Origin of the sequence: Nonomuraea sp. NPDC050786 (assembly GCF_040654115.1) — a bacterium.
Classification (GTDB): domain Bacteria; phylum Actinomycetota; class Actinomycetes; order Streptosporangiales; family Streptosporangiaceae; genus Nonomuraea.
The window spans coordinates 54,654-69,090 of the sequence record NZ_JBFAHJ010000017.1 but is presented as its reverse complement, the minus strand read 5'-3'; the positions used below and the strand labels follow the sequence as shown (position 1 = coordinate 69,090).

Here is a 14,437-nt window from a genome sequence, read left to right as displayed (position 1 = left end):
GGTCCGGGGCGGCGGTGCCGGGCTAGCGGTTGAACCAGTGGTACATGGGTGAGTCAGGCCCCCACGTGCCCGGCCTGCCGTGCTCGTCCTTGGTGACGAAGACGCTCGGCTCGGAGGCGGTCACGCCGCCGCCCTCGGACCTCGCCGTGACGAACCAGGCGTAGGCCGTGTCGTCCTTCAGCCGGTCCCAGGTCACCGAGGCGACCTGGCCGGAGGCGACCGTGCTCCTGCCGATGGTCCGCGTGGGCTTGTAGAGCGCCAGCGAGTCACTCTGGAACGTCGTCGTACGGGAGGTGAGATCGACCGGCAGCACCATGTTGTCCTCGCGCCCGTCGTAGCGGCGCAGCGGGTCGAACTCGGTGGCGCCGAAGTCGCCGAGCAGCGGCGAGTACGTGTCCACGCTCAGCTCCGCCCGCTTGACGTCGAACTGGAGCAGCCGGAAGAAGCTCGCGCCGAACTGGAGCTGGTCCTCCGGGTTGTACCCGCCGATCTGGGTGAGCCCCAGGCGGTCGGCCGACACCGTGTAGAACTGGTAGTCGGCCAGGAGCTCGACCACGCCGTTGCCGACCTGGCCGACCTTCGGCTTCACGTTGGTGCCCACGCCGTGCTCGTGCCCGGCGAGGATGAGGAAGACGTTCGGGTTCTTCTCGACCACCGTCTTGTACAGCATCGAGCCGTCGGGGGCGGAGAATCCGGTGCCGCGCCCGTCGGGGTTGGTGCTCGGCACCAGGTAGTCGTGGGAGAGCAGGATGCCGTTGCGGTTGGCGTACTTCTTGAAGACGGAGTCGGCCCATTCGGCCTCGTCCCTCGTCACGCCGTACGACAGGCCGACCACGACGAAGTCCAGGCCGCCCGCGGAGAACAGATCGTAGTGGTTCTGGTTGTCGCCCTCCTTCCACGGCCCGCCGTACTTGGCGTGCTGCCAGCCCTGGGAGGAGTCCTGGTACCGGCTGGGGCCGTAGTACTTGTTGTAGATCGCGCCGGGGCCGACCTCGGTGCCGGACTGGTTGTCGTGGTTGCCGGCGATGACGCCGTTGGGGATGCCCGCGTCGTCCAGCACCTTCTGCAGCTTCGAGGAGAGCTCGAACTCGCCGGCGACCTGCTTCTGCGTGGCCTCGTCGGCGGGCTTGCGGATGTTGTTCTCGATGATGTCGCCGGTGTGGGCGACGTACGAGATCTTGCGCTGGTCCTTGTTCTCCTTGATCCACTCCATGACCTTGGAGTAGCCGGACTCCCACACACCGCGCTCCTCGGGGGTCTCCTGCTCCACCGCGCCCTCGGAGAGGTACTGCGTGTCGGTGTAGTGGACGATCGAGAAGTCGTAGCTCGCGGGGTCGGCGAAGCCGTTCGGGTCGCCGGGCTCGATGTCGTCGGCGAACGGGTCCTCGCCCGTCACCATCACGTGGACCTGCTGCTTGTCGACGTACCCCCGGTCGACGACGGCCGTGAGGACGGTCCTGCCCTGGGCGGCGCCGCGGGCGCTCGTCAGGAGGTCCCATGCCTTGGTCCTGGTGTTCCACACGCGCAGCGACGCCAGGCGCTCGGGGTCGATGACGCCCTCCCAGCGCAGGACCGGGGAGTCCACGTGCCCTTCGACCCGGACGTCGTACCGCTGGTAGACGAGGTCCTGGCCGGCGGGCGCGTCGAGCGTCTTGCCGTCGGCGGGCTCGAGCGCGCCCGCCTTGACGCGCTGCTCGCCCGGGACCCGCAGGGTCGTCGGGACGGATGCGGCCGTGCCCTGGAACACCTCGTTCGGGGTGAGGATCTCGGCCTGCGAGAACGTCGCCGTCACCGCTCCGCCGTCGGGCTCGGCCACCTTCGCCGAGAGCTTGACGGGGTCCGACACGTCGACGGCCCCCAGCGCCGGGGTCAGCTCGGCGGGGACGTCGGGGATGCCGGCGGACTCGAACACGATCTCACGGATCGCGGTGTTGCCGAGCCCGTCGGCGCCGGTCACGGCCAGGGTGTGCTTGCCGGCGCGCAGCCCCGGACCCACCTGGGCGCCCAGCTGGATCGGCCGGCCGTCGAGCTTGATGTCCGGCCCGGACACGACGCCCGAGGCGTCCTCGAGCTTGACGTCCAGGACGACCGAGGCGGTGATCTTCGCATCCGCGGCGGGGACGCTCCTCGCGACCTTCGGCGCCGAGTTGTCGCTGATCAGGACGCGGGTGGCGACCTCGCCCGTGGCCGCGGCGGCGGCCAGGGTGTGCTTGCCGTCCTTGATGGCCGTGGTGTCGAGGTCGGCGCGCAGGCCGCGGGCCGGCGCGTCCACGAGGAACTCGAGGTCGATCTCGGTGAGCGGGTTCACGTTGTCGCCGCAGTTGCCGTCGCCCATGCCGTACGAGGACTTGAGCATCTGGCCGGTCGCCGTGCCCTTCGCCGGGGTGAGGGCGATGTTCGAGATCGTGAAGTCGTCCCGGTTCTTTCCGCACGACGTCGGGAACGTGCCGGCCACGAAGTCGATCGTGTTCCAGCCGGGCACCAGGAACTCGTCCGGGATCGTGAGATCGACGCGCCTGCTCACGAAGTCGCCGTCGAGGACGACCTTCTGGCCGTTGACGAGCACGAAGTTCTGGTAGCGCGCCTCGATCGAGTTGCTGCCCACGTTGAAGCTGAGGGTGGCGTCGCCCGAGCCGAGCGTCTCGACGACGTGCGCCGCCGGGGCGTCGATCGTGTAGCGCAGCTCGGCCTCGCGGAGGAGGGTCTGGCCGCTGCCGCAGGTGCCGTCGCCCATCTCGTACGACGGCTTGATGTCCTGGCCGGTCACGGTGGCGCCGTCCAGGGTGAGGCCGAGGCCGGCGATCGTGAAGTCGTCGCGGTTGTTGCCGCAGGACTCCTTGTAGTCCCCGGTGACGACCTTGATCGTGTTGTCGCCCGGCACCAGGAAGCGGGCCGGGACGGCGACGGTCACCCGCTGGTTCGCCCAGGAGCCGCCCAGGTCGATGCGCTTGCCGTTGACCAGCAGGAAGTTGTCGAACTTGTCCTCGATCGGGTCCGCGCCCACGTCGAAGGCGAGCTTGGCGGCGCCGTTGCCGAGCGTGGGCTTCGTGGCGGGTTCGGCGCCGTCGACGGTGAGGGACTTGACGGCGCCCTCGCCGCCGGCCGGGAGCGTGGCGAAGACCGCCTTGGTGCCTGCCACGAGCGTGCCGTCCGTGGGCAGCAGCCGCGGCGCCCCGGCCGCGGCGTTGTTCACGGTCACGGTGTTCTTGACGGTCACGCCGGCCGCGGTCGTGGCGGTGATGGCGTGCTCGCCGTTGGCCAGCTTGGCGGTGTCCACGTCCGCGGTGAGACCGGTGGTGCCCTGCGGGTCGCCCTGGACGAAGAACTTGAGCGTGGCGCGCTTCAGCAGCGTGGTGTTCGTGCCGCAGCTGCCGTCGCCGAAGGAGAAGGTGTACGGGTTGTCCTCGCCGTCCGCGACCTCGCCGAGCAGCTCGAGGCCCACGTCGGACAGCACGAAGTCGTCGTAGTTGGTGCCGCACGACGACTGGATCGTCCCGACGACGATCTCGACGGTGTTCTCTCCCTTGACGAGGTGCTCGTTCGGGATGTCCATCGTCACCCGCTCGTTCACGTGGTCGCCGATGTCGCTGCGGTACGCCCCGTTGACCAGCACGTAGCTGTGGTACTGGGCCTCCGTCGAGTTCGTGCCGACGTCGAAGCCGAGCTTGGAGACGCCCACCGTCCGGGTGGCGTCGAGCGCGGTGTCGTCGACGGCGAGTTTCGCGACGCTGTCACCGGCCGCCGTCGGGACGGCCGCGACCTTCACCGTGCCCTCGAGGTACGAGCCGCCGGCCGGGGTGAGCGTCGGAGGGCTCTGGGAGGCGGTCGGCGTCGGGGTGGGCCGTCCCCGGTCCTGCTCGCCCTGTCCCGGGTCGGCGTACGCCGCGGTCACGAGGCTGCCGGCGAGCAGCGCCGCGGCCGCGACGACCGCGGCGAGACGTCCTCGGCTCCGTAAGCCGCCCAAGAGGTTTCGTGCTGCCATTGGCTGCATCAGGTGCAGTCCCTTCCATGTCGTGCATAAGCAGCCGATAAGGCGGCGTGCTCTCGGGCGGACACTTTGGAGCGCACGAGTGAACGGAGTGCATGGGGAGAAAGACGGGAAGGAAAACTATCCACTCATTCTGGTCATTTGTCCTGAAACAGGAACAACAGGGTCGCATTCCCCCGCCTGTCCAGGGCCGGGCAGCACGATCACGATGGCGGATGACGACTTACGATCGGCCTATGCTGCGCATCGGAGTTCTGGGTGCCGCGCGGATCGCGCCGGCCGCCCTGGTCAATCCCGGCCGCCTCGTACCGGGAGTCGAGGTCGCCGCCGTCGCCGCCCGCGACCGGTCAAGGGCCGAGGCGTTCGCCGCCAAGCACGGCATCCCCAGGGTCCACGCCTCATACGACGAACTGATCGCCGACCAGTCGCTCGACGCGATCTACAACCCGCTGCCCAACGCCCTGCACGCCCCCTGGACGCTCCGGGCGCTGGAGGCGGGCAAGCACGTCCTGTGCGAGAAGCCGTTCACCTCGAACGAGGCCGAGGCGCGCGAGGTGGCCGAGGCCGCGGAGAAGAGCGGCACGGTGGTGATGGAGGCGTTCCACTACCGCTACCACCCGCTGGCCGAGCGCATGCGGGAGATCGTGGCGGAGCTGGGCGAGCTGCGCCTGGTGGAGGCGTGGATGTGCTTCCCGCTGCCGCGCTTCTCCGACATTCGCTACTCGCTGGAGCTGGCGGGCGGGTCGATGATGGACGCCGGGTCGTACGCCGTGCATGTGGCCAGACTGCTGGGCGGTGGAGAGCCGGCGGTCGTCGAGGCGCGGGCGCTGGAGCGCTCGCCGGGCGTCGACCGCGCCATGAGCGCCGCCCTGCGCTTCCCCTCGGGAGCCTCCGGGCGGGTGCACTCGTCGATGTGGTCGGGAATGCTGCTCAAGATCGGTGTACGGGTGCGCGGCACGCGCGGAGAGATGCGGGTGAGCAACTTCGTCGCGCCGCAGTTCTTCCACCGGGTGGCGTACACGGTGGACGGCGTCAGCCGGCGCGAGAAGGTCGCCGGCGACGCCACCTACACCTGCCAGTTGCGTGCCTTCGAGTCGGCGGTGCGCACTGGAACAGGCAACCTCACCCCGCCCGCCGACTCCGTCGCGAACATGTCGGTCATCGACGCCATCTATCGCGCGGCCGGATTGTCGCCCCGGCGAGCGTAACGCGGATGCTCCCGGGGCCGCGGTGGCCGTCGACCTCGAGCCGCCGGTGCTCGCCCAGAAAGCGGGCAGGCCGTTTCGCGATGCTGGATCAGCCCATGTGCTGTGCAGCCACCGGTATCAGTAGGTGTGGCAGGGAAGGCCGTGAGATTCCCAGTCCCTGGTATTAGGATTGTAATACCAGAGCTTGGCGCAGAGCCGTTTCCCGGCGACCGACGCATGCGAGCCGAACTTCTGTCCCCTGGTGCCGCCCGAGTAATAGTAGTCACCGGTTCCGCCGTACCGCGCACCGGTTGCGGCGTACCAGATGTCTATGTGATAGGTTCCGTTGACCCCGGCGTTCTGCTGGACGTCGACTCGATTATCCGCACTTACGCCGATCCACATCCAGCCATCGCTTTCGGCCGATGCGGGCGGCGCGCCGACGGTGGCTACAGTGCCGGCGAACAGCACGCCAAGCGCTGCGCCGATGATGCTCCGGCGAACGGAGCGGCGGGAATTCGACCTCGTTCTCATAAAACCTCCGCGCGATACCCGGTTGGGATTGCAATGATTTGCGATGACCCCGATCACCGCTGCTCATAATGTTCCGGCATCCGATGGTGCGGGGCCAGGGCAGCGACCGGACATTTAGCGGACAGGGCATCGGGAAATAAATGCCTTCGTGCAATGGAAGCACCGTGACGGTCGCGACGGTGGCGGCGACTTGGTCGCGGCACACCCGAGCGCCCGCGCCGGCAGGCTCTAGACTCGGCGGATGTCCAGAAGACAGGAGATCGCCGACGTGGCGATCGGGCTGCTCGCGGCGCAGGGCATGCGCGGCCTGACCCACCGCGCCGTGGACCGGGCGGCCGGCCTGCCGGAAGGCTCCACCTCGTACTACTTCAGGACCCGCCAGGCGCTCCTGCTCGCGACCGTCGAACGGCTGGCCGACCACACCGCCGCCGAGCTCACCGCGATGGAGTCGTCCCTGACCGATCGGGACGATCTGGTGGAAGCCGCGGCCGAGCTGGTCGGGCAGTGGCTCACCGCCGGCCGCGAACGCCAGCTCGCCCGCTACGAGCTGTCCCTGGAGGCCACGCGCCGCCCGGAGCTGCGGGACGCGCTGCTGGCCGGGCGCGCCCGGCTGCGTGACATGGTGATCCGCGTGCTGGACGACTCGGGCGTGGCCGATGCCGAGCGGCTGGCGGGTGATCTCATCGCGTACGCCGACGGCCTGGTCCTCGATCACCTCCTCCGCCAGGGCGACCGGCCCGCCGAGGGCCCTGACCTGCTGCCCCGGATCCGCACCCTGCTGGCCGCCGCCGGCCTCGCCTGATCCTGCCCACGTCCCGCCGACGGCACCGGCGCTTGCCGCGGGTACTCTACATACGTAGAGCCATCTACGCCTGTAGAGGAGAAATCCATGACCGAGGTGACCTTTCCGACGGAGCGCCCGTCGCCGTTCGACCCGCCCGAGGCGCTGCGCCGCTGGCGCGAGGAGGCGCCCGTCCGGCCCATGAGCTATCCGGGCGGCCATCGGGGCTGGCTCGTGACCGGTTATCGGGCGGTGCGGGCCGTGCTGGCCGACCCGCGGTTCAGCAGCGAGCTCCGGCGGCTGCGCTGGCCGATCGCCTGGGAAGGGCTGAACCCGGAGAGCTTCGTCCAGCCGCCCGGCTTCTTCCTGCAGATGGATCCGCCCGACCACACCCGCTTCCGCCGCCGGCTGGCCGCCCAGTTCACCGTGCGCAGGCTGAACGCGCTCGAGCCCGAGATCGAACGGATCACCGAGGAGGTCCTGGACGCCATGGAGCGCGGCGGCGCGCCCGCTGACCTGGTGCGCGAGTTCGCCCTCCCCGTGCCGTCACTCGTGATCTGCGAGCTGCTGGGCGTCCCGTACGCGGAGCGCGAACGCTTCCAGCACGACTCCGCCACGGCGCTGCGCATCGGATCGACCCAGGAGGAGGTTGCCACGGCCACGGCCTCCCTGTTCGGCTACCTGTACGACCTGGCCGGAAGGAAGCAGGCACAGCCGGCGGACGACCTGCTCAGCGGCCTGATCGCCGACGGCGGCCTGACCCTGGAGGAGGTGGCGGGCGCCGGGCTGCTGCTCCTGGTCGCCGGGCACGAGACCACGTCGAGCATGCTCGGCCTCGGCACGTACGTGCTGCTGGAGAACCCGGGCCAGCTCGCCGCGCTCCGCGAGCACCCCTCGCGGTGGGACGGCGCCGTGGAAGAGCTCCTGCGCCACCTCTCCGTCGCCCACCTCGGACCGCTCCGGGCGGCGCTGGAGGACGTCGAGATCGAGGGGCGGACCATCAGGAAGGGGGACGTGGTCACGCTGTCGATCCCCGCTGCCAACCGGGACCCCGAACGCTTCCCCGACCCGGAGACCCTCGACGTCACCAGACCCGCCCCCACGGGGCACCTCGCCTTCGGCCACGGCATCCACCAGTGCCTGGGGCATCAGCTGGCCCGGATCGAGCTGCGCGTGGCGTACCGGGCGCTGTTCGACCGGTTCCCGGACCTGCGGCTGGCCACCCCGTCGGGAACGGTGCCGATGCGCACGGACATGACCATTTACGGCGTGCGCCGGTTGCCGGTGACGTGGTAGCCATGGGCGACGATCATCAAGGTCCGCCAACGGCGTACGCGCGGACGATCGTCTGGGTCAGCCGGGCGCCCGCCGAGTCGGCCACCGCGGCACGGAGGGAGACGAAGCCGGCCGTACGCGGGTTCGGCAGCACCGCCGTCCAGCCCGAGCCGGTGCGGGCGACCGCGACCGCGCGCCAGTTCGCGCCGTCGTCGACGGACATCTCCAGCCGTACCGCCGTGACCTCCACCTGCGCGGAGCCGGGGTTGCGTTCGACCCGTAGGGGCAGGCGGGTCAAGCTGCCCGGTGCGGCGCGGTTCGACGCGTCCAGGCCCGAGGGGCTGTAGCGGACCGCCATCAGCGGCAGCGGCTGCTCCTTGGCCGTGGCCGCGGAGCGGAACGTCCACACCGACTCCACCCGGGTGGACAGCGCCGAGTACGGGACCTGCCTGCGCATCGACGCGGTCAGCGTGTACGCGCCGGCCCCGGCGGGCAGGTCGGCGCGGAGCTCGCACCCTTCCGTCTGGTAGACGTCGCAGTCGGCGAGCTGGGCCGTGGCCAGCACCTGCCCGTTCTTCGCCAGGGTGGCGGCGCCGCTGGCGGCGAGGTCCGAGCCCGACCTCCCCGGAGCGCCGTCGGAGAACAGCCCCACCGCGGAGAAGGTCAGCTTGTTCCCGGTGCGGCTACCGCCCGGCAGCAGGAACGACGGCCCGGTGACCGCCGCGTTCCAGACCTCCTTGGTCTCGCCGCGCTCGGCGCGCCTGCCTCCGTCGAAGATCAGCGAGGTGCCGACCTGGAGCCCGCTCTGGTAGGTCAATCCCGGGGTCCGGTAGTGGATGAGCGTGCCCGGCAGGGGAATGTCGTCGACCAGCGGTCCGAGGACGAAGCCCGGGGACTCGCCGGCGAAGTCCGGCCCGGCCTGCGGGGAGCCCGTGGCAGCCACTCCGGAGGCCCGGTAGGTCGCGGTGATCTTGGCCAGGTCCCGCTGCCTCACGCTGTGGACAGGGTCTTCGGGGAGGCCGTCGGTGCGCTGGTCGACGAGGCTGTAGACGTACGGGCTGGGGGTGACGTCCTTGCTGAGCCACGTGGTCATCAGCGTCCAGGTCAGGCCGGCCCGGCGGACGGGGACGACGAAGAGCCCGGAGTTGACGTCGCCACCGGTGAGCACCCAGCGGTTCCACGCGCCATGGGCCAGTCTGTAGTCGTAGCCGCGCCTGGGCGTGGCGGTCGGGTCGTCGAGGGTGACCTTGGCCTGTCTGCCTTGACGGGCGTCCACCGTCAGCCGCTGGTCGGCGCCGTCGACCAGCAGCGGGGAGTCGGCGAGGGTCCGGACGTACGTGCTGTCGACCTTCTCCATGATCTCGGTGTAGACATTCCAGTCACCCTCGGGCAGCCGGACCTTGGCCACGCCGTCGCGGAAGGCGGGGACATGGACGGTCCCGGTCTTGGCGTCGTAGATCTGGCTGTCCCAGGGGTTGACCGGCTGGCCCTGCTTGCCCAGGGCGGTGATGGTGACGTCGTACGACTCCGGCTCGACGTAGGCGCCGGCCAGCGTGCGCACCACCGTCTCGCCCGACCTGGCCGTGACCGTTCCCGGGTAGTCGCCCGGAGCCTTACCGGCCGCGTCGATGGTGAGCGTGACCGACGCCTTGCCCTTGGCCGGGACCTCCAGCCGAGCGGCCGACAGCTTCAGCACCCCGCCGTCGGCCGTCAGATCGAGGCTGACCGGAGCGTCACCGTCGTTGGAGTAGGTGATCGTCTTGGTCGCCACCCGCTCGCCGGAGCCGTTCCAGGGGAAGGCGGCCCACAGGTTGCCCTGATCGGCGGTGATGGGCTGCGCGAGCACGCGCTTCAAGTCGATCAGCCCGGCCCCCTGCTGGTAGAGCGGCACGTCCTGGGCCGACGCGGCGCTGCCGATCAGCGCGGCCTTCAGCTGCGCGCCCGTCCAGTCGGGACGGCGCTGAGCCAGGATCGCCGCCGCTCCCGCAACGTGCGGGGAGGCCATCGAGGTGCCGCTCATCGTCTGGTAGAGACCGTCGGCGGTGCCCGCCGCCGCGGCGGCCACGATGTTCACGCCCGGCGCGGTCACATCCGGTTTGATGGCGTGATCGCTCACGCGTGGCCCTCGGCTGGAGAAGTACGCCATGCGGCCCTGCTTGTCCACCGCGCCGACGGTCAGCGCCGCCTCGGCGCTGCCGGGGCTGACCACCGTACGGTCGCCGCCTTGGTTGCCCGCCGCGGCGACGAACAGCGTGCCGGTCTGCTCGGACAGTTTGTTGACCGCCTGCTCCAGCGGGTCCAGGTCCGGGCTGTCCGTGTCGCCGAAGCTCATGTTGACGACCTTGGCCTTGACCTCGACGGCCGCCCATTCCATGCCGGCGAGGATGGCCGAGTCCGTCGGGCCCAGCGGACCGCCCACCTTGCCGATGGCCAGCCGCGCCTCCGGCGCCACTCCTCGGTACTTCGCACCCCGGCCCGCCACGATCGAGGCGACGTGGGTGCCGTGGCCGAGGCCGTCGCGGATATCGGGTTCGTCGCTGAAGTTACGCTCCTGCGCGACCGCGTCCTTGAGGTCCGGGTGGTCGGGGTCGTAGCCGGAGTCGAGGACCGCGACGGTGACGCCCTTGCCCGTTAAGCCCTGCTGCCACGCCTGCGGGGCGCCGATCTGCTTGACGCTCTCGTCCAGCGAGAAGGACCTGCGGCCGTCCAGCCAGAGCTTGGTACGGCCCGCCGCCAGCGTGCGGGCCCCGGTGAGCTCCCGCCATGTCTGGGCGGCGCTGGCCTTGGGCACGCGTGCCGCGTTCATCCCGAGGCTGGACAGCTGCCGGACCCGCCGGTAGCCCTGCGGACCGGTGGTCCCCTGCGAGATGACGGGGATGTCCGGAGTGTCGGCGTCGTCGTAGTGCCAGGCCAGCAGCTGGGTGACGTCGAACAACCGCTGGTCCAGCACGCCCTGGGCGATCAGCGGCATGGCGTCGGAAGGGATCACGTACAGGTGGCCTCCGCGCACCTGGCTCGAGAACTCCACCTCCCTGCCCGGCCCGGGCTCGACGCGGTGCCCCCGGCCCATGACCACGACCCGGTCACCGGTGATCAGGGTCACGCCGTTGAGGTGCTGAGCTGGGGCCTGTGGTGCCGGTGCCGGCGTCACGCCGACCGTCCCCGCCAGGAGAGCGGCGAGGAACGACTTGCCTAAAGTCATGATCTACCTCGTCTGTGCGGAGATGGACGCTACTGGGGAACCTGGTCCGTCCAGTCGGTGGTCACTGAGATGAGTCCCTTGCTCATCCCTAGGCTTCCGTCGTCGCCAAGGAGGAGGTTGGTGCGAGTCACACGAGAGGTCTCGGGATCGATGACCAGCTTGATCTCCCGATGACCGTCAGGATCAGAGATCCGCAGTTCCTGCCCGCCTTCGACGGCGCCTGCGTTCTGGACTCCCGGCAGCGCGGCGAGCGCCTGGAACGCCGCGGAACGGACCTTCGACGGCACCGGGAGCTCTGTGATCAGCGCGATGAGGGGATAGACCGGTTCGTCGCGCTGTTCGGAGAGGGACATGTCGCTCTCGCGCCCCTTGCGCTCGGCGATCCACGCCTTCAACGCCTCGGGATCTGTCGGCAGGCTTTCGAGGTCCTCGAAGCTCGCCTTGGCGCCCTTGAGCATGAACCACGAGGCCTGGTCTCGTACGACGGCGCCGGGAGGGTCTTCCGGCTGGTTCTTGGACCAGCGCTTGCCGTCGCGCCCGGTCCAGCTCTCTATCGGCGGAACGTCCATGTTCAGCCACTCACGCTTGACATGCCAGTACGTCCCGGAGCCCTGCGGCGTGCGTGCCGCGCTCGCGGCGGCCACGAGCAGGATCTCCCTGGCAGAGGCCGATGCACCGGCGGTCGTCGCCGTCACCGCCACTGTGCCGCCGGTCGTCGTCGCCCCCGTGGAGACCACGACCGCGGTCACGGCCGCGGCGGCGGCCAGCGCGGTTGCCGGCGCGAGCCAGCCGATACGCCTTCGCGCGCGGCCACGCGTCCTGCCGTGGAGCCGGCTCCTGCTGCGGGCCGCCGTCTCGGCGGACGGCTCCGGCTTGGCCAGCAGAGCGGCGAGCTCTTCCAGGTCATTCATGAACGGTCTCCTTGTCGATCAGGGCGTGGATCTTCGCGCGGGCCCGGCTCAGCCGTGAGCCCACCGTGCCGGTGGAGATGCCGAGGGCCTGTGCCACCTCGTCGTAGCTGAGCTGGGCCAGCGCCACGAGCAGCAGCACGTCGCGCTCGCCGCTGGTCAGCGCGGCGAGCGCCTTGGCCAGGTGCGGCTGCATGCGCTGAGCCGCGACAGAGGTGACGACCCGGTTCTCGTGTCCCTCCACGGCGGATTCGGGGGGCAGCTGAGCCAGCGCCCGGTAGTGGCGTGCCTCTTTGCGGCGGTGTCTGGCCACCAGGTTGGTGGCGAAGCCGAACAGCCAGGGCCGCAGTCCCCCGCGTTCCGGGTCGAACCGGTCGCGCCGGTCGAAGGCCAGCAAGAATGTCTCGGCCGTGATGTCCTCGGCCACCTGGATGTCCAGGCGGCCTGCCACGTACAGGTAGATGTCGCGGAAATAACGGTCGTGGACCGCAGTGAACAGCTCGGGGTTCCGCCGGTACCCGGCCACGAGCTCGGCGTCGGTCACCCGCTCGCCTACGTCGGCGGTCACGTTCCCGTCTCCGTCATAAGTGTGCCTTCCGAATGGTGAACAGCGATCATCCATCCTTCGCCGCAAGCCGGGATCGTCTTCCCGGGGCGCGGAGAGCCGGAGCGACCCGGCCCGTGGGAGGCGCGGGTGCTGTTGGAGACGGCGGACGGCGACGTACGCTGATCACGCGCCCGTACGTGCCAGGAAGGAACCGCATGGCCGTCAACGTCACTGTCTGGAGCGAGTACTACCACGAGCCACGCGAGGAGGCGGTACGCCGCATCTACCCCGACGGCATCCACGGCGCCATCGCGGAGGGGCTGACCGAGGTGCTGGGCGACCAGGTGCGCGTGCGCACCGCCGTGCTCGACGAGCCCGAGCACGGCCTGACCGACGAGGTCCTGGCCGGCACCGACGTGCTGACCTGGTGGGGGCACATGGCGCACGACGAGGTGAACGACAAGGTCGTGGAGCGCGTGCGCCGGCGCGTGCTGGGCGGGATGGGCCTGCTGGTGCTGCACTCGGGCCACTACTCCAAGATCTTCCGCGCGCTGATGGGCTCCACCTGCACGCTCACCTGGCGCGACGCGGCCGAGCGCGAGCTGGTCTGGACGGTCGCGCCCGGCCACCCCATCGCGCGCGGCGTGCCCCGCCCGCTGGTCATCGAGCAGCAGGAGACGTACGGCGAGCCGTTCGGCATCCCGGAGCCCGACGAGCTGGTGTTCATCAGCAACTTCAGCGGCGGCGAGGTGTTCCGCAGCGGCTGCTGCTTCCGCAGGGGCCTCGGCCGGATCTTCTACTTCAGCCCCGGCGACCAGGAATATCCGATCTACCACCACCCCGGCGTCCGGCGCGTGCTGGCCAACGCGGTCCTGTGGGCCGCCCCGCCCGACGGCGTCGGCGAGCCCCTGCAGAACGCCCACACCCCCATCACCTGGTAGGCGCGGCATGACCTTCGACACCATCGGAGCGGACAGGCCGCTGCGCGGCGTGGTGGTCGGCGCCGGCTTCATCGGCGGCCAGTGGGCGCCCGAACTGCTCGCCCACCCCCAGACCTCGCTGGCCGGCTGGGTGGACGTGGACGAGGAGCGCGCCCGCGCCGCCGCCGGCAAGCTCGGCCTCGACGACCTGCCCGTCGGCGCCTCGCTCACCGCCGTGCTGGACGGCGAGGAGCCCGACTTCATCGTCAACTGCACCGTCCCCCAGGCTCACCACGACGTGACGGTCACGGCGCTGCGGCGCGGGGTGTCGGTGCTGAGCGAGAAGCCCATGGCAGTCAGCCTGGACGAGGCCCGCTCCATGGTGCGGGCCGCCGACGAGTCGCGGCGGCTGTTCGCGGTCAACCAGAACCGCCGCTTCATGCCCACGCTGGTGGCCTTCCGGCGCACGGTGGCCGATCTGGGGCCGCTGGGGCTGCTGACGTCGGAGTTCTTCATGCCGTACCGGAACAAGAATTTCCTCGACACCCTGGAACATCCGCTGTTACAGGACATGGCGATCCACCTGTTCGACGCGGCGCGGGCGGTGTCGGGGGCCGATCCGGTCTCCGTCTACTGCGAGTCGTTCCGTCCCTCGTGGACCTGGTACGCCGGGGCGTGCTCGGCCACCGCGATCTTCGAGATGACCGGCGGCCTGCGCTACACGTTCGCCGGGAGCTGGTCGGCGCCCGGGCAGCCGACGTCGTGGACGGGCAGCTGGCGGGCCGCCGGCCCGCGCGGGACGGCGCTGTGGGACGGTGACGGCCATGCTCCGACAGCCGAGGCGGCCGACGGCCAGGTGGTGCGGGCGTACGCTCCTGACTCCGACCCGTTCCCCGGCCGCCGGCGCTTCGGCGGGCTGGCCGAGGGGCTGGAGGAGTTCGTGACGGGGCTGCGTACGGGGCGGGCGCCGCAGGGCGAGTGCCACGACAACATCCGCAGCCTGGCCATGGTGACCGCCGCCCTCGAATCGGCCCGCACGGGCACGCGGGTACCGATCACGCTCTGACGCCGCGGCGCGGTCCCCGGACGTTATGA

Annotated in this window: 10 protein-coding genes; 5 read left to right on the top strand and 5 right to left on the bottom strand. The window is 70.4% G+C overall.

Annotated features, from left to right (window positions below):
- Positions 1-22: 22 nt before the first annotated feature.
- Positions 23-3,964, bottom strand: coding sequence for a metallophosphoesterase (locus tag AB0H84_RS28180; RefSeq protein ID WP_357610320.1), 3,942 nt, complete (start codon positions 3,962-3,964; stop codon positions 23-25).
- Positions 3,965-4,224: 260 nt separating this feature from the next.
- On the opposite strand from AB0H84_RS28180, the gene AB0H84_RS28175 reads away from it, so the two are divergent.
- Positions 4,225-5,196, top strand: coding sequence for a Gfo/Idh/MocA family oxidoreductase (locus tag AB0H84_RS28175; protein ID WP_357610317.1), 972 nt, complete (start codon positions 4,225-4,227; stop codon positions 5,194-5,196).
- A 117-nt stretch (positions 5,197-5,313) separates the two neighbouring features.
- Here AB0H84_RS28175 and AB0H84_RS28170 read toward each other — a convergent pair whose 3' ends face one another.
- Entirely contained in the window at positions 5,314-5,766 is a 453-nt protein-coding gene (locus AB0H84_RS28170) for a hypothetical protein (protein WP_357610314.1), read from the bottom strand.
- Between the two features lie 184 nt (positions 5,767-5,950).
- On the opposite strand from AB0H84_RS28170, the gene AB0H84_RS28165 reads away from it, so the two are divergent.
- Both AB0H84_RS28165 and AB0H84_RS28160 read left to right on the top strand, forming a co-directional pair.
- The gene (locus AB0H84_RS28165) at positions 5,951-6,511 is read left to right on the top strand and encodes a TetR family transcriptional regulator (protein ID WP_357610311.1); all 561 of its coding nucleotides are present in this window, start codon (positions 5,951-5,953) and stop codon (positions 6,509-6,511) included.
- A gap of 87 nt (positions 6,512-6,598) precedes the next feature.
- Positions 6,599-7,786, top strand: coding sequence for a cytochrome P450 (locus AB0H84_RS28160; RefSeq protein WP_357610308.1), 1,188 nt, complete (start codon positions 6,599-6,601; stop codon positions 7,784-7,786).
- Positions 7,787-7,802: 16 nt separating this feature from the next.
- Here AB0H84_RS28160 and AB0H84_RS28155 read toward each other — a convergent pair whose 3' ends face one another.
- From AB0H84_RS28155 to AB0H84_RS28145, 3 genes are read right to left on the bottom strand one after another with little or no spacing between them, the layout of a single operon-like run.
- A complete protein-coding gene (locus AB0H84_RS28155) occupies positions 7,803-10,967 on the bottom strand; it encodes a S8 family serine peptidase (protein ID WP_357610305.1) in 3,165 nt (1,054 codons plus the stop codon).
- 29 nt (positions 10,968-10,996) lie between these two features.
- Positions 10,997-11,878, bottom strand: a complete 882-nt coding sequence (locus AB0H84_RS28150) for a CU044_5270 family protein (protein WP_357610302.1) — start codon at positions 11,876-11,878, stop codon at positions 10,997-10,999.
- On the bottom strand, positions 11,871-12,443 hold the full coding sequence (locus AB0H84_RS28145; RefSeq protein ID WP_357610299.1) for an RNA polymerase sigma factor: 573 nt from the start codon (positions 12,441-12,443) through the stop codon (positions 11,871-11,873). Before AB0H84_RS28145 ends, AB0H84_RS28150 begins: the two co-directional genes overlap by 8 nt.
- A 194-nt stretch (positions 12,444-12,637) precedes the next feature.
- Here AB0H84_RS28145 and AB0H84_RS28140 point away from each other — a divergent pair, with 194 nt between their 5' ends.
- Together AB0H84_RS28140 and AB0H84_RS28135 are read left to right on the top strand one after the other, a co-directional pair.
- Complete coding sequence (locus tag AB0H84_RS28140; RefSeq protein WP_357610296.1) at positions 12,638-13,363, top strand: ThuA domain-containing protein; 726 nt, start codon at positions 12,638-12,640, stop codon at positions 13,361-13,363.
- A 7-nt stretch (positions 13,364-13,370) separates the two neighbouring features.
- Positions 13,371-14,408: a Gfo/Idh/MocA family oxidoreductase gene (locus AB0H84_RS28135; RefSeq protein ID WP_357610293.1), complete on the top strand. Its 1,038-nt coding sequence runs from the start codon at positions 13,371-13,373 to the stop codon at positions 14,406-14,408.
- Positions 14,409-14,437 lie beyond the last annotated feature (29 nt).

Bases quoted from the DNA above. Each gene is read 5' to 3' on its own strand.
- AB0H84_RS28175 (WP_357610317.1), top strand. From the start codon at position 4,225: ATGCTGCGCATCGGAGTTCTGGGTGCCGCGCGGATCGCGCCGGCCGCC.
- AB0H84_RS28165 (WP_357610311.1), top strand. From the start codon at position 5,951: ATGTCCAGAAGACAGGAGATCGCCGACGTGGCGATCGGGCTGCTCGCG.
- AB0H84_RS28160 (WP_357610308.1), top strand. From the start codon at position 6,599: ATGACCGAGGTGACCTTTCCGACGGAGCGCCCGTCGCCGTTCGACCCG.
- AB0H84_RS28155 (WP_357610305.1), bottom strand. From the start codon at position 10,967: ATGACTTTAGGCAAGTCGTTCCTCGCCGCTCTCCTGGCGGGGACGGTC.
- AB0H84_RS28150 (WP_357610302.1), bottom strand. From the start codon at position 11,878: ATGAATGACCTGGAAGAGCTCGCCGCTCTGCTGGCCAAGCCGGAGCCG.
- AB0H84_RS28140 (WP_357610296.1), top strand. From the start codon at position 12,638: ATGGCCGTCAACGTCACTGTCTGGAGCGAGTACTACCACGAGCCACGC.
- AB0H84_RS28135 (WP_357610293.1), top strand. From the start codon at position 13,371: ATGACCTTCGACACCATCGGAGCGGACAGGCCGCTGCGCGGCGTGGTG.